We start from the raw sequence: 18,467 nt of genomic DNA on the forward strand, positions 1-18,467 counted from the left end.
AAGCCGACGATACCGCAACGCCGGCGCCGCCCGGTCGTCCCCTCGCGCGCGAGGGTGGCGTCAGCCCGCCACCACGTCGATGCGCACGTCGCCGACCTCCACCCGCTGGCCGGCCCGGATCTTGCAGGTCTTGCGGGTTTCGACCACGCCGTCCACGTGCACGTCGCCACTGGCCACCAGCGCCTTGCCGGCGCCGCCGCTGTCGCACAGACCGGCGAGCTTGAGCAGCTGGTTGAGTTCGACGAAGTCGCGTTCGAGCTGGAAATCGAGTTGTTGCATGGCGGCGGAGGCGGAGGGTGCGTCAGCGTCGCAGCGTCCGCCCGCGGCTGCAAGCGGGTACGCCGCCCTCACCGCGGTGTTCGCCCGAGGTCGTCCCGGGCGGACCGCCGTCTGGCCGCCGCCACGGCGTGCCCGGCCCCGGAATTCCCCGTTCAGCGAACACGCTGCACGGGCGGATGCCCGGCGTGAAGGACGCCCTTGCGGCCCACACCACGGCTTGCCGTAGACTTGGCCGACATCCAATTTCCACCCGAGGAACCCGCATGAACCATCGTCTCCTGCTGTCCGCCGCCCTCCTGGCCGCCATCGGCACCGCCTCGGCGCAGCAGCAACAGGCAAGCCCGTCGCAGCCCGCGCCGCAGCAGCAGGCACAGCAGCAGCAAGCGCAGCCGGTGCAGCAGCAGCTCACCCCGCAGCAGCAGGCGCAGCTGGCCAAGCAGAACGCCGACATGAGCAACGCCGCGCTGCAGGTCATGCAGATGGTCGACGCCAACCAGATCGGCGAGATCTGGGACAACGGCTCGGCGACGATGAAGCGCCTGGTCACGCGCGACGACTTCATCAAGCAGATCACCATCGACCGCAACCGGCTGGGCACCGCCGGCACGCGCGGCAAGCCGGAGGTGAGCCGCTCGCAGTTCCCGGCCGGCGCAGACGTCCCGGAAGGCCTGTACCTCAACGTCGCGGTGCCGACCACGTTCTCCAAGTCGAACGCGCCGGTGCGCGAGCTGGTGTCGTTCCGCCTCGACGAGGACAAGACCTGGCGCGTGTCGGGCTACAGCCTGCGCAGCCCCAACGGCGCCCAGTAAGCCGGGGCCCGAAGCATGACGGGCGGGGCCGGGAAACCGGTCCCGCCTTTTTCATGCCTGCCGCTGGCAGCCGGGGCCGGAGAATGCACCCGCAGGTCGAAGCCGACCGGGGACGCGAGCATCACCAGGGTCACGGGGATCCACAGGATCCACTGCGCCAGGCCGGGCGCGCCACAGCTGCGCGACCTATTCGATCGCGGCCTTGTTCTCGCCGGTCGCCAGCACTTCGGGATGCGCGATCCGCCGCGGCCGGTTGAACAGCGGGTACGCCAGCACCGCGCCGAGGATGATCGCAACGCCGAGGTAGAACTGCCCTGACAGCTCGTGCTGCTCGCCGAGCAGGACGATGGCCAGCACGATCGCGTACACCGGCTCCAGGTTCACCGCCAGCTGCGCGGCGAAGGCGCTCATGTGCCGCAGCGCCACCAGCGACAGCGCGAACGGGAACAGCGTGCAGGCCAGCGCCAGGGCGAGCAGCAGGCCCAGGTCCCGGGAATCGGGAACCGCGAACAGCGTGCCGGAAAAAATCGGGAACAGCAGCGGCATCAGCGGCGCCAGCGCGGTCAGCAGCAGGGTGCCGGCGCCGAGTTCCAGTGCGGTGATCGCCAGCGGTTCGCCGCGGTCGACGAAGCGCTTGTTGAGCGAGCCGAACAGCGCCACCAGCAGCGCCGACAGCGCGCCCACCGCGACTCCCAATTGCATCCCGTCGGGTACGCCGCCGACCACGAGCGCCACGCCCGGCAGCACGGCGATGCCGAGCAGCACGTCGCGCCACGAGAAGCGCCGCCCGGCAAGCCACGGTTCCAGCAGCGCGGTCATCGGCGTGCCCAGCGCGATGCAGGTCGCGCCGACCGAGGCATTGGAGAGCTTGATCGCGCCGTAGAACGTCAGCCAGTGCAGGGCCACCAGCGCGCCGATGCCGGCGTAGGCCAGCAGCAGCCGCGGCGACATCGCGCGCAGCCCGCGCCAGACCTTCGGCACCAGCGCCAGGGTGGCGGTGACCAGCAGCATCCGCCACCACACCAGCGGCAGCGCGGGCAGGGTGATGAGCTTGCCGAGGATGGCGGTGAAGCCCCACAGCGCGACGCAGAGGTGGATCTGCCACTGGGCCTTGGCGGTCGGGGTCATGGGGGTGTGGTGGGGAGGGCTGCGCTGCGCGCATTATCGCCTCGCAGCACCCTGCAGGAGCGGCTTCAGCCGCGAGCGCTTGGAAGGCCGGGACTCGGGACTCGGGACTCGGGACTCGGGGATCGGGACTCGGGACTCGGGGATCGGGGATCGGGACTCGGGAGTCGGGAATCGGGGCTGGGGACCGGGTAGATGCTGCAAGCAGTGCCATGGGTTGTCATCCCGAGCGCAGCGAGGGATCTGCTGGCTGAGTAAAAGCAGATCCCTCGCTGCGCTCGGGATGACGGGCTTTTGGGGTTGCAGGGTCGGTCGTCGGTTGCCGGCAGCCGGCTGCCGGAAACAGTCTTTCGCTTCTTCCCCCTTGAACAAGGGGGTATGGGGGATTTGCGCTTGATCCGACCTTCAGAATCCCGCGGCTGAAGCGGCTCCCACGCGATCGCCGGTGTGCACCCGGCCGGTGTGGCGTCGCCGGTCGCCTCCGGGACAAAATGCCGCATGCACGACGTCGCCAGCGCTTCCGCCGCCCCGCCACGCCCCTTCGACCGCCGCGATGCCAGGACGCTGACGCTGTCGGCGCTGGGCGGTGCGCTGGAGTTCTACGACTTCGTCGTGTTCGTGTTCTTCGCCAAGGTGCTGGGTGCGCTGTTCTTCCCGCCCGACACCGCGCCCTGGCTGGCGCAGCTGCAGGCCTACGGCATCTTCGCCACCGGTTACCTGGCGCGGCCGCTGGGCGGGATCGTGATGGCGCACTTCGGCGACCTGGTCGGGCGCAAGCGTATGTTCACGCTCAGCGTGTTCCTGATGTCGGTGCCGACGCTGCTGATCGGCCTGCTGCCGACCTATGCACAGGCCGGCGCGCTGGCGCCGCTGCTGCTGTTGCTGCTGCGGGTAGTGCAGGGCATCGCGGTTGGCGGCGAGGTGCCGGGGGCGTGGGTGTTCGTGGCCGAGCACGTGCCGCGCGGACGGGTGGGCTTCGCCTGCGGCAGCCTGACCTCGGGGCTGACCGCGGGAATCCTGGTCGGCTCGCTGCTGGCAGCGTGGATCAGCGCGCACTACAGCCAGCAGCAGGTACACGACTGGGTCTGGCGCGCGCCGTTCCTGCTCGGCGGCGTGTTCGGCTTCCTCGCGGTCTGGCTGCGCCGGTGGCTCAGCGAGACCCCGGTGTTCGCCGAACTGCGCGAGCGCAAGGCGCTGGCTGAAGGCTTCCCGGTGCGCCAGGTGCTGGCCGCGCATCGCGGCGCGGTGGTGCTGTCGATGCTGGCGACCTGGATGCTGACCGCGGCGATCCTCGTCGTCGTGCTGATGACGCCCACCCTGGTGCAGGCCTCGTTCGCGATACCGCCGGCGCTGGCCTTCAACGGCAACAGCGTTGCCACGGCGGCGCTGATGCTCGGTTGCCTGGCATTCGGCTGGGGCGCCGACCGGTTCGGCCCGGCGCGGGCGCTGCTGGTGGGCGTGGCGGGGCTGGCGGCGAGCACGTACGCGCTGTACCTGCACCTGGCGTCGGGCGGCACCGCGCACTTCCTGCTGCTGTACGCCGTCGCGGGCGGTTTCACCGGCGTGGTCGGGGTGGTGCCGACGATCATGGTCGCCGCGTTCCCGCCGGTGGTGCGGTTCTCGGGGCTGTCGTTCTCCTACAACATCGCCTACGCGATCTTCGGCGGGATCACGCCGCCGCTGGTGGGCTTTCTGTCGGCGCGCTTCGGCGGACTGGCGCCGGCGCACTACGTGGCGCTGGCCTGCGCGGTGGGAGCGGGCGTCGCGGTGCACCTGCTGCGGCGAGGCGCGGCCGCGCGCCCGGCCTCGCCCTTGTAGGAGCGGCTTCAGCCGCGAGCTTTTGTTCTTCTGCGCCCCGCCGGCAAGAGCTCGCGGCTGAAGCCGCTCCTACAAATTCATGGGGGGATTGCTCAGGCGCCGAGTTCGCGCAGCAGCGCCATCGCCGCCGCCGGGTTGCGTTCCTTCGCCGCGCTGATGAAATAGATGAAAACGTCGCGCCTGGCGGCGGGCTTCGCGGGCGCCGGGCCGATCCGCGGCAGGTCATCGGGCTCCCCGCCGGCTGCCCACTGGCGCCCACGTGCGGCCCACTGCACCAGCTCGTCGCGGGAATAGCCGGTGCCGACCTCGGCGCGTGCGCGCATCAGCCGCGCATAGACGAAATCCGCGGTGACGTCGGCGAACGACGGATGTTCCGGCGAATCGGTGAAAACCGTCGCCATGCCGTGCATGCGCGCGAGCGCGAGGTAGCTTTCGTCGACGAAGTCAGGGTCGCGCACGTCGAGCACGTGCCGCAGCCTGCGTCCGCCTGCCTTCTTCGGCAGCAGGTCGAGGAAGGCGGCGAAGTCGTCGGCATCGATCTTCGTGCCGCGGTCGAACTGCCAGACCAGCGGGCCGAGCCGGTCGCCGAGTTCCGCGATGCCGCCGATGAAGTCCTCGACCTGCGCGCCGGCCTTCGCCAGTACCTTCGAGGCCATGATCCGCTTCGGTGCCTTGGCCGAGAACACGAAGCCTTTCGGCGTCTCGTCGCGCCACTTCGCGTACGTCGCGGGCTTCTGCGTGCCGTAGTAGGTGCCGTTGATCTCGATCGCGCTGAGGTGGCGGCTGGCGTACTCCAGCTCGCGCCGCTGCACCAGCCCGGCCGGATAGAAGTTCTTGCGCCAGGGCGCGTACGTCCAGCCGCCGATGCCGGCGCGGATGCCGTCGACGGCCTGCGGCGGCTGCGCGTCGAACAGGCCGTCAGTCATGGCCCTTCCACGGGTCGTAGCTGCCGAACCACCACAGGTGGCCCTCGATGTCGCGGCATGAATAGCCGCGACCGCCGTAGTCCTGGTCGGCGATGTCCATGACGATGGTCGCGCCGGCGGCCTTCGCCCGCGCGTAGTGCGCGTCGGTGTCGGCAACGATCACGCAGGGACTCTGGGTCTCGCGCATGCCGATCTCGTCGGGCTGGGCGACCTGCCGGCCCCATTCGCTGGCGTTGTCGGCCGAGCCGAGCATGACCATGCCGTTGCCGAAGACCAGTTGCGCGTGGTGCACGATGTCGCCATCGGCGTACACGGCCTGCTTCTCGAAGCCGAAGGCGCGGCACAGCCACTCGATCGCGGCGTGGGCGTCGCGGTAGCGCAGGCAGGGGATGATGGTGGAGATGGTGTCGGCGGCGTCTGTCATCGCGGACTCCGTGGTTCGGGGGAACCCCGAATTTACGACTTCCCGCCGCCTGCGTCGCGTGCCGGCGTCCGCCGCGCGGTCTGTCTACAATGCGGCGGTCACTCCATCGGGGAACCGCATGACCGCCGCCACGACGCGCCTTCGCCGCGCCTGTCTCGTCCTGTCCCTCGCCGCCTGCTGCGGCGCCAGTTTCGCAGAGCCGCCCGCAGTGGCGGATGCACCCGCCGCCGCCGCCGAAGCCACGGCGATCCCTGCCGAGCTGCAGGACCTCGACGCCTACGTCGAAAGCGTGCGCGAGCAGTTCGACGTGCCCGGCATCGCGGTCGCCATCGTCAAGGATGGCGAGGTCGTCCTCGAGCGCGGCTACGGCGTGCGCAAGCTCGGCGAGCCTGCGAAGGTGGATGCGCACACGGCGTTCGCCATCGCGTCGAACACCAAGGCCTTCACCGCGGCCTCGATCTCGATCCTCGCCGACGAAGGCAAGCTCAAGCTCGACGACCGCGTGATCGACCACCTGCCGTGGTTCCGCATGTCCGATGCCTACATCACCCGCGAGATGCGCATCCGCGACCTGCTCGCGCACCGCAGCGGGCTGGGCCTGGGTGCGGGCGACCTGCTGTTCTGGCCCACCACCACCTACAGCGCGCGCGAGGTTGCCGAGCACCTGCGCGACGTGCCGATCAGCGGCGGCTTCCGCGAACGCTACGCCTACGACAACATCCTGTTCGGCGTCGCCCAGCAGGTGATCGAGGCGGCCAGCGGGATGAGCTACGAACAGTTCCTGCGCACCCGCATCTTCGGGCCGCTGGGCATGGCCGAGACGCGCTTCAACGCCGACTCCATCAAGCCCGGCGACAACGTCGCCACCGGCCACGCCAAGTTCGACTTCAAGGACCTGCAACCGGTCGCGCCGCTGACCTGGTCGAACGTCGCCGGCGCCGGCGGCATCTACTCCAGCGTCCACGACCTGTCGAAGTGGATGCGCGTGCAGCTCGCCGGCGGGGTGATGTCGGGCGAGGGCGACGACGCGAAGCGGTTGTTCAGCCAGAAGCGGCAGCAGGAAATGTGGTCGGTGCTGACGCCGATCCCGATTTCCGAGCCGTCGGTGCCGGAGCTGGCGGCGACCAAGCCCAACTTCCTCGGCTACGGCGAGGGCTGGGTGCTGACCGACTACCGCGGCAGCAAGCTCGTCTACCACACCGGCGGCTGGCCGGGCATGGTCTCGCGCCTGACCCTGGTGCCGGAGCAGAAGCTCGGCGTGGTGGTGCTGACCAGTGCCGAGGCCGGTTCGGCGTTCAACGCGATCACCATGCGCGTGCTCGACGCCTACCTCGGCGCACCCCGCACCGACTGGGTGGGCGCTTACGCCGCAGCGGTGGCCAAGTCGCAGGCCAAGGCCGACGAGAGCTGGGACAAGCACGTGGCGGCGCGCGACGTGAACTCGAAGCCATCGCTGCCGCTGGACAAATACGCCGGCACCTATCGCGACCCGTGGTACGGCGATGTCGTGGTCAGCCGCGGCGGCAAGGGCCTGCAGATCCAGTTCTCGAAGACCGCGCAGCTGCTCGGCGACCTGGAGCACTGGCAGCACGACACCTTCATCGTGCGCTGGCGCGACCGCGGCCTGAATGCGGATGCCTTCCTGACGTTCTCGCTGGATCCGGACGGGAAGATCACGCAGGCGCGGATCGTGCCGATCTCGCCGCTGACCGATTTCAGCTTCGACTTCCAGGACCTGCGGCTGGTGCCGGTGGAGGAGGAGTAGCTAGCACCGCCTGTGGGAGCAGCCATGGCTGCGATGGGCCTTGCGGGCCAGTCATCGCGGCCATGGCCGCTCCCACCAGGCTTGGCGGCAAGGCGGTCGCGGCTTCCGCCGCTCCCGCATGGGCACGGATTTACTCGATCGGCTGGTCGAGCATCAGCTGCCGCACGAAGCGCACCGGCGGGGCGCCGTAGGACAGGACCTTGTCGTGGTAGGCCTTGAGGTCGAACTGGTCGCCCAGTTTTTCCTCCACCGCCTTGCGCGTGTCGAAGTGTTCCTGCACGCCGACGAAGTAGGTCGGCAGCTGGGCCGAGGTCAGCTGCGCACGCACCCACTTGCCGGCGGCTTCGCTTTCCTGCTGGAAGGCGTCGTGCGTCATCAGGTGCATGGCCTGCTCGCGGCTCCAGCCGTCGACGTGCACGCCCTGGTCGAGGATCGCGTTGGCGATCGTGCGCAGGTAGAACTTCAGCTGCACGAGGCGGAACAGCGGGTCGCCGTCGAGGTAGCCGGCGTCGGTCATCATCTTTTCGGTGTAGACCGCCCAGCCTTCCGCGAATGGCCCCGAACGCAGCACCGCGCGCAGCGTCGACGGGAACTGCGCCGAGTGCGCGCCCTCCAGGTAGTGGCCGGGCATCGCCTCGTGGATCGCCAGCAGGTCGATCATGCGCGAGTTGTATTCGCGCAGGAACGACGTGGCCTGTTCGTCGCTCCAGTCGTCGGGGATCGGCGAGATCGCGAAGTAGGTGTCCAGGCCCTTGTCGAGCGGGCCGGGCGAGTCGCAGTAGGCGACCGCGACGCCGCGCTGGAACTCGGGCATCAGGATGATCTTGACCGGGTCGTCGGGCACCGTGACCAGGTCCTTCTGCTTCACGAACGCGGTGGCGTCGGCCAGCGCCTGCTTGGCGGCGTCGACCACCTCGCTGCGCGCAGGACGATCTGCGTAGGCCAGCTCCAGCGCGGCCTCGATTGCAGCCTGCCGCTGGTCATCGGTGGGCGCGTCCGGCATCTCCGGTGCATCGGCTTTGTCCTCGAGCACGGTGCGGGCGATGCCGTACATCTCGTCGCGCACGCGCGTGATTTCCGCGCGGGCGCGCTGGCCGATCTCCTCGCGCGACAGCGATGCGTTGAGCGAGAACTTCAGCTTCTGGTCGTACAGCTGCGCGCCGATGCGGAAGTCGCCCTTCGCGTTCGGCACCAGGGTCTTGTCGAGCCATTCCTGCTGTTCGCCCACCGCCTTGCGCAGCGTGGCGACGGCGTCGTCGAGCTGCTTGCGGTCGTCGCCGGACAGCTGGTCGGCATTGGGGGTGATGAACTGGTCCACCAGCTGCAGCAGGCCGGCGTTCTGCCTGGCCACGGTCTCGGCATGGATCTTCGGCACCCGCGCCGGATCGAGGTTCTCGCGCATCTGCGCGAACAGGGCCGGGATCTGCTGCATGCGCGCGGCCGCCGATTTCAGGCGCTCCGGCATCGGCGCGAACTCGCGCGCCATAACGCCGTAGATCGCGCCGCCGGCCAGGCCGCTGTAGGCCTGCGGATCCCAGGCCCAGGACTGCAGGGTCTCGACGTTCCAGATGTCGCCCTCGACCTGGTTGCGCAGGATCAGCGCGTCGACCTGGTTCTCGCGCGAAAGCGTGGACGTATCGATGGCGTCGAGCTTGGCAAGAATCGCCTTGTTGAAGTCGACGGTCGCCTGGCGACCGTCGGCGCCGAGGTCGTCGACCTGGTCGTCGTACTGGTGGTCGCCGATCTGGGTGGCGTAGACCGGGTTGAGCCGCAGCCAGCCGTCGAGCCATTCCTGCGAGAGCGCGGCGAAGGCGGTGTCGGCGGGCGAAGTGGCCTGTCCGGCCGCGGCCTCCGGCGGCGCGGCGGCGTCGGTCACGGGTGCCGGGGACTGCGGCTGGCAGGCGGCAAGGGCGAGGGCGAGGACGGCCAGGGGAAGCTTGCGTTGCATGGCATTCACGTCGATGGGGAAGGAAGGGGTTCGGCTGTACCGGCGGGCGCGGCGGGCGTCGGCTGCGTGCGCGCGGCGGCGTCCGCGGCCAGGTCGGCCAGTCCGTACAGGCGCGCGATCTTGCCCCAGGCCAGGGCCAGGACGATGCCCTGGGTCAGCAGGATGCCGAGCAGGTAGGCACCGGTGCCGGGGCCGTCCAGCCGCAGCCGCAACCAGGCGAACAGCAGCGCCACGAGCAGGCTGAGCACGGTCGCGCCGAGGTAGACGCCCAGCGTCGCCAGCGGGCGCCGCACGAGCAGTTTCAGCCCGCGCCACCAGGCGCGCAGCACCGAACGCAGGCCGGCGTCGGCGCCGAGCCAGCCGCGGCCGGCCTCGACGCTGGCATGGAGCACGACGAAAACCAGTGCAGCCGCGCACAGCGCGAGCCGGAAGGCGCTTTCGACGTCCGCGGCGAGGATCGCGTGTTCGGTGGACTTGGTCGCGAAGCCCGTTACCGCGCCGGCGAAGACCAGCGCGGTGCCCAGCGGCACGATCGACCACAGCAGCATGCGCAGCATCCGCCAGTACTGGCCGCAGCCGCCGGCGACGAGTTCGGCGAAGCCCAGGCGCCGCCCGGCCCGCAGCGAGGCGACGATCATCGCGGGCAGGAAAGGCGCGAGCAGCAGCATGGGCACGCTGGCGGCGAGCAGGCTGGTGAAGACCACGCCGGACGAGTGCTGGCCGATGTTGCCCAGCCCCTGCAGCAACAGGCCCATGCGCTGGCCGCTGGCGATCTCGCCGGCATGGAAGCTGTGGCCGAACTGCGCCTGCAGGGCGTCGCCCAGCGGCAGTACCGCCAGCAGCGCGGGCACCAGTGTCGCGAGCAGCCACAGCAGCAGCAGGCGCCACTGCAGCGCGGCGCCGAGCGCGGCGCCCAGGGCGCGGAATCCGCGGCGTGGCGCGGCCTGGGTTGCGCGGGCGTTGTCGGTCACGGCGTTCATAGGCTCACCAGCAGGCTGTAGAGGGTCTGCAGCAGGCTCGTGGCCTGCCCGGACAGGCGACGCGCCACCGATGCATCCGGTTCCAGCGTGCGGCTGTCATCGAGCTTGTCCGCGTCGAGGTTGATCGCGCCCTGCGGGTCGAGCTCGGCCGACACCGCCTTGCTGTGCAGCGTCCAGGTGAAACGCTGCCACGGACGCGTGCCGGAGAAGCGCACGCTGCGGGTGCTGCCATCGGCGAAGGTCACCTTCAGCACCTGCGGCACGTCGGCGCCGCTGCGCCGCACCAGCACGCGGGTGCGGTACGGGAACGGGCCTTCGCCCGGCTTCGCGTCCGGATGGGCCTTCTTCCAGGCCGCGCGCTTGTCCGAGACCGCCTTGTCGATCGCCGCGGAAGTCAGCTCCACGCGCTTGCCATCGTGGACCACCTGGCCCGGCTGCGGCAGCACCTCGCGGCTGGAGAACGCCTCGATGCGGTCGTTGACCGGCTGCACGCCGTAGACCTGCTGCGCGAACACGCGTCGTACCACGTCCGGCCGGCCCGTGCCCTCGGCCATGGCCTGTTCGAAGTCGGCGATCGAGGGATGCCGGAACTTCCAGCGCGCGTAATAGAGCTTGAACGCGCGCTCCAGCGCCGGCGTGCCGACTTCCGCCTCCAGGTCGTGCATCGTGGTCGCGGTGCGCGAATACACCGTGCCGTAGCTGCCGCCGGACATGCGGTTCCAGGCGTTCTGGCCGAGCGGATCGGCGGGGGTCCGGTTCATCGCCGCCATGCGCTCGTAGTCGAACACCGGTAGGCGCAGGTCGATGCCGAGCTTCTTCAGCAGTGGCGAGGTGAGGTGGATGTCGCGCTTGTGCGAGACCAGCATGCGCTGGTCCCAGAACTCGTTGAGGCCCTCGTCCAGCATCGGTTCCTCGAACTCGTTGGAGGCGAGGATGCCGTAGAAGTAGCCGTGGCCGAACTCGTGGATGGTGACGAAGTCGAGCAGGTCGCGCGTCATCGTGCCTTCATCGACGCGGGCGAAGCTTGAGGCGGTGAAGAACGTCGGGTACTCCATGCCGCCGGCCTCGGCCGCGTTGTGCGGCGGGATCACGACCGTGACGGTGCGGTACGGATACGGCCCCAGCGTGCGCGAGAAGTATTCCAGCGAGTCGATGGTCGCCTGCAGCGCGGGCGCGGCATTGTTCTCGTACTCGGGCGTGTACAGCACGCGCACGGTGACCTTCGGGCTGCCGGGGCCTTCGTAGTAACCGACCAGCGGCTTCGCGTAGCGATTGTCCGCGGTCCAGGCGAAGTCGTGCACGTCGTCCTGCACGAAGCGGTGGGTGACCTTGCCGTCGCGCTTGACCGGTTCGCCGGTCTCTTCGCCGGTCGCCCCCACGGTGTAACCCTCGGGCACGGTGATGCGCACGTCGTACTCGCCGAAGTCGGCATAGAACTCGCTGTGGGCATGGAACTCGTGCGCGTTCCAGCGCGGGGTGGTCGCACCGCGCTCACCGGGCAGCTCCAGCACGCCGATCTTCGGGAACCACTGCCCGACCAGGTGGAAGCTGCCGTAGTAGCCGGTGCGCGCCACCACCCGCGGCAGCTGGCCGAGGAAGTCGATGTCCAGCGTGGTGCTGGCGCCGGGAGCCACCGGCTGCGGCAGGTCCAGGCGGACGACGGTGCGGTCGGTGGACGGGCCGCCGTCGGGCTGCACGAACGTCGATTTCACCGGCGCGCCGCCCTGGGCCACCTTGTCCAGTTTGATGTAGCCCCATTCGCCGTCATGCGAGGCGACATCGCTGCGGAAGCGGTCGCTGTTCTCGCGCAGCTCGGTCATGAACGTGCTGCCCGGACCCTCGAACGCATTGAGGTACAGGTGCAGGTACACGCTGCAGACCGGTTGCGCGCTGCGGTTGCGCCAGGTCAGCCGCTGTTTGCCGGTGACCGTGTGCTTGTCGGGATCGAGGGTGGCGTCGATCTCGTAGCGCACCACGCGATCGGACAGCGATGCCTCGCTGCCCGTGCGCGGGCCGCCCCAGGCGTCCGGCGCGCTGGGCGTGCGCACCGCGGCGGCGTCCGCGCCGGCCAGCGGGATGCTGGCGCAACTGGCGGGCGCCGGGGGCGCATCGGCCCAGGCATTGGCGGTCGCGGCCAACAGCGCCGCCGCCACGAACGTGCGGATGTGAACCATGGCGATCCCTGGGACACGAAAATCCAAGCATGCGTGAAGCAGCGGCGGGCGGCAATCGTGACCCCCGGCGCATGCGCGGCCGCGCGCATCGGGTTATGTTGCGCGGTCACATTCCGAACGGAGCATGGCCATGACCCACCACGGAAGCTGCCACTGCGGCGCGGTTGCCTTCGACCTGGAAGGCGAAGTGACGCAGGCGATCGACTGCAATTGCTCGATGTGCCGCCGCCGCGGCGGCCTGCTCGCGTTCTTCCCGCGCGAGGCGCTCACGCTGAAGACGCCGGAGGCGGACTACGGCACCTATCGTTTCAACAAGGAACAGATCGCGCACCACTTCTGCACCACCTGCGGCATCTCGCCGTTCAGCGAGGGCGCGGACCCGAAGACCGGCGCGAAGATGGTCGCGGTGAACGTGCGCTGCCTGCCGGACGTGGACCTGGCGGCACTGGAAATCTCGCAGGTGGACGGCGCGAGTTTCTGAGCCCGGCAACCCCGCGCGGCGCGCATGGGCGTTGGCCATCCCGCCGCAGCCCCGCGGTGCACGACGGAGTGAAGCGATGACGTACGCAAGCACGCGATGGATGGGCGCCGCCTTGCTGGCGCTGGCGCTGGCGGCCTGCTCGCACCAGGGGCAGCAGGAACCGGCGGCCGGCGGCAGCGGCGCATTCGCGCCTGCGCCGGCGGCGCCGCGCGCGCGTTCCGGCGATGCCGGCGGCGACATGCAGGCGATGCTGGCCTACGAACACCAGGTCGGGGTGGTACTGCCCGCGGACGAAATCGAGCCGCGCATGCAGGCGGCGAAGGCGGCCTGCGAGAACGGCCGCTTCGGCGCCTGCGTGGTCCTCGATGCGCGCACCCGGTCGGGCGACCGGCCCAACGCCAGCCTGGGCATGCGCATCGTGCCGGCGGGCGTGGAGCCGATGATCGCGCTGGCCGCCAGGGACGCGCGGCTGGGCACGCGCAGCACCCACGCCGAGGACCTGGCCGTGCAGGTGCGCGACAACGCGCTGGTGCAGGAGCGGCTGCACAACGAGATGGCGCGGCTGCAGGAATTCCAGCAGCGCCGCGACCTGGCCGTGGCCGACATGATCGCGCTCTCGCGCCAGCTGGCCGAGGCGCAGGCGCAGCTCGACGCCGCCGAACGCGAAGGCGCGCAGCACAAGCGCCGGATCGATACCCAGAAGCTGACCCTGGACTTCAGCCCGCCGTCGGCGGAAAGCGGTCGCGGCGAAATCGGCCAGGCGCTGCGCGACTTCGGCGGCACCCTCGCCAGCGGCCTGGCATGGACGATCCGCGCGCTGGCGTTCCTGCTGCCGGTGCTGGTGGTCGTGGTGGTGCTTGTTGCGCTGTGGCGCAAGATGCGCAGCGGGCGGGCGAAGAAGATCCATTAGAACCCTTCTCCCGCCCCAGCGGAGAAGAGCGAGGGTTCGTCGCAGGACGAAACGCCTTTGCCCGTCATTCCCGCGCAGGCGGGAATCCATGGATGTTCACCGGCTGAAACCAAAGTCACTGGATGATCAGGCGTTCGTCTACGGAAAACTCCGCCTGCGCGGGAATGACGACAAGGTTTCAGCCGCCCTTCCTGGCTGCCTTCCCGCGACCTCCGGACAACACCTGGACCTCCGCCTCTGCAACCGTCATCCCCCGCGCCTCCTCGCGCAACCACTCGATGAACGCCGCCGCCGGCGCCCGCGGCCTGCGATGCGCCGGGTGGACGATGTAGTAGGCAAAGCGCGTTTTCAGCGCCGGTCCCGGCAGGCGCTGCAGTTCGCTCCGCTGCAGCCAGGGCGCGACGATGTGCTGTCGCGCCAGGCCGATGCCGATGCCCACCGCCGCGGCGCGCATGACGTCGGTGCTGTCGTTGAACATGTGCATCTCCGGCAGCCGCTGCCCGCGCAGGCCCGCCGCGCGGAACCACTCCGGCCAGCCCTGCAGCGCGAGGTCGGAGAGCAGCGGGAACGCCAGCAGGTCGCCGGGGCCGGCGATGCCGGCGATACCCGGCAGCAATGGTGCCGCCACCGGGAACAGTGCGTCGTCCATCAGGTGGCGCGCGCGCAGGCCCGGCCAGTGGCCGGCGCCGTGGCGGATGGCCATGTCCGGGCCGCCGTCGTCGAAGCGGGCCAGCGACATGTCGGTGTCGAGGCTGATGCGCAGGTCGGGATGCATCGACAGGAAGCGAGGCAGCCTCGGCAGCAGCCAGCAGTGCGCCAGCGAGTGCAGGGTATTGACGCGCAACCGCTGGCGGTCGTCGTTACGGCCCAGTGACTGCGCCACGGCATCCAGGTCGGAGACCGCGGCCGCCGCGGCGTCGGCCAGCAGCCTGCCTTCGCCGGTCAGCGTGACCCCGCGCGCGTGGCGCCGGAACAGCGCCACGCCGAGGCTCGCTTCCAGCTTGCGCACATGGTGGCTGACCGCGCTGGCGGTCAGGTGCAGCTCGTCCGCGGCGTGGGCGAAGTTCTGGTGCCGGGCCGCGGCGGCGAACACGCCCAGCGACGGCAGCAGGGCGGGGCGCAGGTTCATCGTCGACCTCCTCGAGACACAAGCCAGATTTGTGGCTTGGACGCAAAGTATGCGCTTGCCGGTGCCCCGGTGGCCCGGAGAATACCGGGCAGTCCTTCAACAGGATTGCAGGCATGGCGACACTCGAGTGCACCACGACGACCGCCGACGGGCTGGCACAGGCCACCCCGCGCGACTGGATGACTCCGCTGGAGCTGACCCTCCTCGGCGCGATCTGGGGCGCCTCGTTCCTGTTCATGCGGGTGGCGGCGAACGACTTCGGCGCCGTGCCGCTGGTCGAGATGCGGCTGGCGCTCGGCGCGCTGGTGCTGCTGCCGTTCCTGTGGCGGGCGCGTGCGCGGTTCCCGGCGCGGTTGTGGCCGAAGCTGGCGCTGATCGGCGCGATCAATTCCGCGGTGCCGTTCGTGCTGTTCGCATGGGCGGCGCAGCGCGCGCCGGCCGGCATCGGCGCGATCGCCAACGCGATGACGGTGCTGTTCACCGCGCTGGTCGGCTTCCTGTTCTTCGGCGAGAAGATCGGCGCACGGCGTTCGCTGGCGTTGCTGGCGGGGTTCGCCGGGGTGGTGGTGCTGGCCAGCAGCAAGGTCGCCGGCGCCAGCATCGGCTGGGCCGTGGCCGCCGGTGCGACCGCCGCGTTCCTGTACGGCATCGGCATCAACCTGGTGCGCCGCCACCTGACCGGGCTGCCGCCGGCCGCGGTGGCGGCGGCAACGCTGTCGGCATCGGCGCTGCTGGTGCTGCCGTTCGCGGTCGCGGCCTGGCCGCGGCACGCCATTCCACTGCAGTCGTGGCTGTCCGCATCGACGCTCGGCGTACTGTGCACGGGCATTGCCTTCGTCATGTACTACCGGCTGATCGGTCGCGTCGGAGCCAGCCGTGCCTCCACCGTGACCTACCTGGTGCCGCTGTTCGGCGTGGCCTGGGCGTGGATGCTGCTGGGCGAACCACTGACCTGGCCGATGGCCGTCGCCGGCGCGATGATCCTGGGCAGCGTAGCCATCAGCCAGCGGAGTGCGCGATGAAGCCCGGGTCCGGACACGGCGCGCGACCGTCCGGTCCGACGGGAGAGCAGACGACGCACAGGCTCTTCGTCTATGGAAGCCTCGCTCCGGGACATCCCAACGCCCACGTCCTGGCGGGCGTCCCGGGACGCTGGGAACCGGCGACCGTGACCGGCACGTTGCACGGGGACGGGTGGGGCGCGGCGATGGGTTATCCCGGCATCGTGCCGGGCGCGGCAGGCGGCGACGTCGAGGGCGCGATCTTCAGCTCGCCGTACCTGCCGCTGCACTGGGATGCGCTCGATGCGTTCGAGGGTGAAGGCTACGAGCGCGTGATGACGGACGCACGGCTGGGAGACGGCACGAGCGTGGACGTCCATGTCTACGCGCTTCGCACGACCGCCTGCCATCCGCTGCGCGGGGAGGCCGGCAATGCGTGAGACCGAATACAGGGTGGTCTTCGACTTCGAGATCGAGTTCACCAATGGCGGTAGCCTGCGCGGCCACGACTTCCGCCTCGACATCGACGGCAACGACATCGACGACGCGGCGCTGGTGGAGCACATCGTGCGCGACCTGCGCCTGCTGATGGTCGGGCCGGCGCGGATCAGCAACAAGCGCATCGTCGCCGAACCGCACAGGCGCGGCCGTGCCGGCGATGCATCCGCGGGCGGCGGGCGCGGCGCGGCGTGCGGCTGGGTCGACCTGAGCCACGTCATCGAGGACGGGCTGGTGACGTACCCCGGCCTGCCGGCCGTGCACGTCTGCGACTACCTGGGCCGCGAGCAGTCGCGCGCGCACTACGAGGCGGGCACCGAGTTCCAGATCGCCTCGATCGAGATGGTCGCCAACACCGGCACCTACATCGATTGCCCGTTCCACCGCTATGCCGACGGCGCCGACCTGTCGCAGGTCGGGCCGGCCGCGTTCGCCGACCTCGACGGCCTCGTCGTCCGCGCGGGACACGGCAACGACGGGGCCATCGATGCGTCGTTCTTCCGCGGCCGCGAGCTGCGCGGCCGCGCGGTGCTGGTGCACACCGGCTGGGACGCGCACTGGGCGACGCCGGCCTATGCCGAAGGGCATCCGTACCTCACGGCGGACGCCGCCGACTACCTGCGCGATTGCGGCGTGGCGCTCGTGGGCATCGATTCGATGAACATCGACGACACGCGCGGCAGGGCGCGGCCGGTGCATTCGACCCTGCTCGGCGCCGGCATCCTGATCGTCGAGCACCTGTGCAACCTGGCCGCGCTGCCGGACGAGGGCTTCGACTTCAGCGCGGTGCCGCCGAAGTTCCGCGGCGTGGGCACGTTCCCGGTACGCGCGCTGGCGCGGCTGCGGTAACCCGGCCGCGCGGGACGGACGTCACTCGTCCTCGTCGTCCTCGAATTCCACCAGCGCGTCGAGGTCGAACGCCAGCGCGTCCACTGCCTCGCGCACCTTGCGGCCGGTGGACTCGTTGGGGATGTCGATCTCGATCTCGTGCAGCTGCGGTCCCCCGACGTCGCTCAGGCCGGCGGAACTGGAGTCCGCGTCGTCCATGTGCGACATCAGGTCCCCGACTTCCTCGACGTGCTCGATGCCGTCGAGGCCGAGCAGCAGGTTCATCACCGCGCGGGCGGCATCGTCGCTGCCGGTCAGGCGGATGCGGAGCAGGGCCATGTCGGGGTTCCTTGTGCGCGTTGGGGGACGCGGGCAGGCTAGCCGCGGGAAAGCTAAACGCGCGTGACGGAACGGGTCAGTGCGCCGGTGGTTCGCGGGTGGGGAGGGTGACGTTGCACAGGTCGATGTGGCCGGCCGGGCGCTTGTACCAGTCGTCGCGGCGGTTGCGGCGCGACTCGACCACGGCGTCGAACAGCGGCGTGCCGGTGCGCAGCACTTCCAGCTTCGTGCGCTGCGCCTCGGGCACGTCGGCGGCCAGGCGGATGGCCTTGATCGGCACGCGCTGCGCGGCGTCTTCGTAGAAGCCCAGCGGGCCGGTGCCGCGCGGCAGCACGCTCAGCAGTTCCATGCCCTCGACCACGCGCCCGACCAGGGTGATGTTGCGGTCGAGCTGGCGCGGCGACTGGCCGTCGACGACGTAAAGCTCGGTGCCGTCGCTGGAGTCGGCGGCCACGTCGCGGCCGGCGCCCACCGCGCCGTAGCAGTGGGCCAGCCACGCCTTGCCTTCGGCCGGGTCGCGCGCGGCGGGGAAGCCGTCGGCGAAGCCGACCTCCGGCGCCCAGCCATCCCGGTCCGGCAGGGCGTGGAAGTCGAGGCCGGCGGCGTCGCGCTCGAATTCGGCGGGCAGGTGCGCCTTCGCGTCGCCCAGCGGCTTGCGCGGCTGGCCTTCCTCGGCCGGGTCGCCCCACTGCACGACGAAGTTGTCCTGCGAGCGGTTGATGCTCATGCCGTTCCAGTAGCCCTCGTGGGCGAGGGTGCGGATGTTGGCGACGTGCTGCGGCGCGAAAGCGGGTGCCAGTTCGATCACCACGCGGCCGGTCGCCAGTTCCAGGTACAGCGTGCTGGCCGGGTCGAGCGCACGCCAGTCCGACGGCTGCGAGGCATCGAGCAGCTCCTGCGTGGTCCTGGGCTTCTGCGCCTCGTCGGCGGCGACGGCAAGCGCCGGCAGGGCGGCGGCAACCAGCAGGGCGAGCAGGGCAGGACGCATGCGTGGACCTCGTGCGGATGGAAGATCCGCCGAGTGTAGACGCTG

Annotated in this window: 18 protein-coding genes; 8 read left to right on the forward strand and 10 right to left on the reverse strand. The window is 70.3% G+C overall.

Annotated elements, in window-relative coordinates; translation table 11 throughout:
- Nucleotides 1-60 precede the first annotated feature (60 nt).
- Complete coding sequence (locus ABD679_RS06740) at nucleotides 61-279, reverse strand: RNA-binding S4 domain-containing protein (RefSeq protein ID WP_344759203.1); 219 nt, start codon at nucleotides 277-279, stop codon at nucleotides 61-63.
- A gap of 263 nt (nucleotides 280-542) precedes the next feature.
- Here ABD679_RS06740 and ABD679_RS06745 point away from each other — a divergent pair, with 263 nt between their 5' ends.
- Nucleotides 543-1,088 (forward strand): DUF4019 domain-containing protein, encoded by a 546-nt coding sequence (locus ABD679_RS06745; protein WP_344759204.1) that lies wholly within the window; start codon nucleotides 543-545, stop codon nucleotides 1,086-1,088.
- A gap of 186 nt (nucleotides 1,089-1,274) precedes the next feature.
- Here ABD679_RS06745 and ABD679_RS06750 read toward each other — a convergent pair whose 3' ends face one another.
- The gene (locus ABD679_RS06750; RefSeq protein WP_344759205.1) at nucleotides 1,275-2,216 is read right to left on the reverse strand and encodes a DMT family transporter; all 942 of its coding nucleotides are present in this window, start codon (nucleotides 2,214-2,216) and stop codon (nucleotides 1,275-1,277) included.
- Nucleotides 2,217-2,711: 495 nt separating this feature from the next.
- On the opposite strand from ABD679_RS06750, the gene ABD679_RS06755 reads away from it, so the two are divergent.
- Entirely contained in the window at nucleotides 2,712-4,031 is a 1,320-nt protein-coding gene (locus tag ABD679_RS06755) for an MFS transporter (protein WP_344759206.1), read from the forward strand.
- Between the two features lie 92 nt (nucleotides 4,032-4,123).
- Here ABD679_RS06755 and ABD679_RS06760 read toward each other — a convergent pair whose 3' ends face one another.
- Both ABD679_RS06760 and ABD679_RS06765 read right to left on the reverse strand, forming a co-directional pair.
- A complete protein-coding gene (locus tag ABD679_RS06760) occupies nucleotides 4,124-4,957 on the reverse strand; it encodes a DUF72 domain-containing protein (RefSeq protein WP_344759207.1) in 834 nt (277 codons plus the stop codon).
- Nucleotides 4,950-5,381: a VOC family protein gene (locus tag ABD679_RS06765; protein ID WP_344759208.1), complete on the reverse strand. Its 432-nt coding sequence runs from the start codon at nucleotides 5,379-5,381 to the stop codon at nucleotides 4,950-4,952. Before ABD679_RS06765 ends, ABD679_RS06760 begins: the two co-directional genes overlap by 8 nt.
- Before the next feature lie 118 nt (nucleotides 5,382-5,499).
- On the opposite strand from ABD679_RS06765, the gene ABD679_RS06770 reads away from it, so the two are divergent.
- Entirely contained in the window at nucleotides 5,500-7,146 is a 1,647-nt protein-coding gene (locus tag ABD679_RS06770) for a serine hydrolase (protein WP_344759209.1), read from the forward strand.
- A gap of 130 nt (nucleotides 7,147-7,276) precedes the next feature.
- Here ABD679_RS06770 and ABD679_RS06775 read toward each other — a convergent pair whose 3' ends face one another.
- The 3 genes from ABD679_RS06775 to ABD679_RS06785 are packed head-to-tail and all read right to left on the reverse strand — an operon-like array spanning nucleotide 7,277 to nucleotide 12,248.
- On the reverse strand, nucleotides 7,277-9,094 hold the full coding sequence (locus tag ABD679_RS06775; protein WP_344759210.1) for a DUF885 domain-containing protein: 1,818 nt from the start codon (nucleotides 9,092-9,094) through the stop codon (nucleotides 7,277-7,279).
- Between the two features lie 5 nt (nucleotides 9,095-9,099).
- A complete protein-coding gene (locus ABD679_RS06780) occupies nucleotides 9,100-10,065 on the reverse strand; it encodes a hypothetical protein (protein WP_344759211.1) in 966 nt (321 codons plus the stop codon).
- A gap of 5 nt (nucleotides 10,066-10,070) precedes the next feature.
- Nucleotides 10,071-12,248, reverse strand: coding sequence for a M1 family metallopeptidase (locus ABD679_RS06785; RefSeq protein ID WP_344759212.1), 2,178 nt, complete (start codon nucleotides 12,246-12,248; stop codon nucleotides 10,071-10,073).
- 130 nt (nucleotides 12,249-12,378) lie between these two features.
- Here ABD679_RS06785 and ABD679_RS06790 point away from each other — a divergent pair, with 130 nt between their 5' ends.
- On the forward strand, nucleotides 12,379-12,729 hold the full coding sequence (locus tag ABD679_RS06790) for a GFA family protein (protein WP_344759213.1): 351 nt from the start codon (nucleotides 12,379-12,381) through the stop codon (nucleotides 12,727-12,729).
- Between the two features lie 76 nt (nucleotides 12,730-12,805).
- Entirely contained in the window at nucleotides 12,806-13,639 is an 834-nt protein-coding gene (locus tag ABD679_RS06795; RefSeq protein ID WP_344759214.1) for a DUF4349 domain-containing protein, read from the forward strand.
- A gap of 178 nt (nucleotides 13,640-13,817) precedes the next feature.
- On the opposite strand, the gene ABD679_RS06800 is transcribed toward ABD679_RS06795, so the two are convergent.
- Complete coding sequence (locus tag ABD679_RS06800) at nucleotides 13,818-14,768, reverse strand: LysR substrate-binding domain-containing protein (RefSeq protein ID WP_344759215.1); 951 nt, start codon at nucleotides 14,766-14,768, stop codon at nucleotides 13,818-13,820.
- A 113-nt stretch (nucleotides 14,769-14,881) separates the two neighbouring features.
- Between ABD679_RS06800 and ABD679_RS06805 the strand changes: the two genes are divergently transcribed.
- From ABD679_RS06805 to ABD679_RS06815, 3 genes are read left to right on the forward strand one after another with little or no spacing between them, the layout of a single operon-like run.
- Nucleotides 14,882-15,790 (forward strand): DMT family transporter, encoded by a 909-nt coding sequence (locus tag ABD679_RS06805; protein WP_344759216.1) that lies wholly within the window; start codon nucleotides 14,882-14,884, stop codon nucleotides 15,788-15,790.
- Nucleotides 15,787-16,209, forward strand: a complete 423-nt coding sequence (locus ABD679_RS06810; RefSeq protein ID WP_344759217.1) for a gamma-glutamylcyclotransferase family protein — start codon at nucleotides 15,787-15,789, stop codon at nucleotides 16,207-16,209. Before ABD679_RS06805 ends, ABD679_RS06810 begins: the two co-directional genes overlap by 4 nt.
- Complete coding sequence (locus tag ABD679_RS06815; RefSeq protein WP_344759218.1) at nucleotides 16,202-17,116, forward strand: cyclase family protein; 915 nt, start codon at nucleotides 16,202-16,204, stop codon at nucleotides 17,114-17,116. The genes ABD679_RS06810 and ABD679_RS06815 overlap by 8 nt, the downstream gene beginning before the upstream one ends.
- Nucleotides 17,117-17,137: 21 nt before the next feature.
- On the opposite strand, the gene ABD679_RS06820 is transcribed toward ABD679_RS06815, so the two are convergent.
- Both ABD679_RS06820 and ABD679_RS06825 read right to left on the reverse strand, forming a co-directional pair.
- Entirely contained in the window at nucleotides 17,138-17,434 is a 297-nt protein-coding gene (locus tag ABD679_RS06820) for a hypothetical protein (RefSeq protein ID WP_344759219.1), read from the reverse strand.
- Nucleotides 17,435-17,510: 76 nt separating this feature from the next.
- Nucleotides 17,511-18,422: a peptidylprolyl isomerase gene (locus tag ABD679_RS06825; protein WP_344759220.1), complete on the reverse strand. Its 912-nt coding sequence runs from the start codon at nucleotides 18,420-18,422 to the stop codon at nucleotides 17,511-17,513.
- Between the last annotated feature and the right edge of the window lie 45 nt (nucleotides 18,423-18,467).

Source organism: Luteimonas lutimaris, from assembly GCF_039537065.1.
GTDB classification, from domain to species: Bacteria; Pseudomonadota; Gammaproteobacteria; order Xanthomonadales; family Xanthomonadaceae; genus Luteimonas; species Luteimonas lutimaris.

Bases quoted from the DNA above. Each gene is read 5' to 3' on its own strand.
- ABD679_RS06740 (WP_344759203.1), bottom strand. From the start codon at position 279: ATGCAACAACTCGATTTCCAGCTCGAACGCGACTTCGTCGAACTCAAC.
- ABD679_RS06745 (WP_344759204.1), top strand. From the start codon at position 543: ATGAACCATCGTCTCCTGCTGTCCGCCGCCCTCCTGGCCGCCATCGGC.
- ABD679_RS06750 (WP_344759205.1), bottom strand. From the start codon at position 2,216: ATGACCCCGACCGCCAAGGCCCAGTGGCAGATCCACCTCTGCGTCGCG.
- ABD679_RS06755 (WP_344759206.1), top strand. From the start codon at position 2,712: ATGCACGACGTCGCCAGCGCTTCCGCCGCCCCGCCACGCCCCTTCGAC.
- ABD679_RS06760 (WP_344759207.1), bottom strand. From the start codon at position 4,957: ATGACTGACGGCCTGTTCGACGCGCAGCCGCCGCAGGCCGTCGACGGC.
- ABD679_RS06765 (WP_344759208.1), bottom strand. From the start codon at position 5,381: ATGACAGACGCCGCCGACACCATCTCCACCATCATCCCCTGCCTGCGC.
- ABD679_RS06770 (WP_344759209.1), top strand. From the start codon at position 5,500: ATGACCGCCGCCACGACGCGCCTTCGCCGCGCCTGTCTCGTCCTGTCC.
- ABD679_RS06775 (WP_344759210.1), bottom strand. From the start codon at position 9,094: ATGCAACGCAAGCTTCCCCTGGCCGTCCTCGCCCTCGCCCTTGCCGCC.
- ABD679_RS06785 (WP_344759212.1), bottom strand. From the start codon at position 12,248: ATGGTTCACATCCGCACGTTCGTGGCGGCGGCGCTGTTGGCCGCGACC.
- ABD679_RS06790 (WP_344759213.1), top strand. From the start codon at position 12,379: ATGACCCACCACGGAAGCTGCCACTGCGGCGCGGTTGCCTTCGACCTG.
- ABD679_RS06795 (WP_344759214.1), top strand. From the start codon at position 12,806: ATGACGTACGCAAGCACGCGATGGATGGGCGCCGCCTTGCTGGCGCTG.
- ABD679_RS06800 (WP_344759215.1), bottom strand. From the start codon at position 14,768: ATGAACCTGCGCCCCGCCCTGCTGCCGTCGCTGGGCGTGTTCGCCGCC.
- ABD679_RS06805 (WP_344759216.1), top strand. From the start codon at position 14,882: ATGGCGACACTCGAGTGCACCACGACGACCGCCGACGGGCTGGCACAG.
- ABD679_RS06810 (WP_344759217.1), top strand. From the start codon at position 15,787: ATGAAGCCCGGGTCCGGACACGGCGCGCGACCGTCCGGTCCGACGGGA.
- ABD679_RS06815 (WP_344759218.1), top strand. From the start codon at position 16,202: ATGCGTGAGACCGAATACAGGGTGGTCTTCGACTTCGAGATCGAGTTC.
- ABD679_RS06820 (WP_344759219.1), bottom strand. From the start codon at position 17,434: ATGGCCCTGCTCCGCATCCGCCTGACCGGCAGCGACGATGCCGCCCGC.
- ABD679_RS06825 (WP_344759220.1), bottom strand. From the start codon at position 18,422: ATGCGTCCTGCCCTGCTCGCCCTGCTGGTTGCCGCCGCCCTGCCGGCG.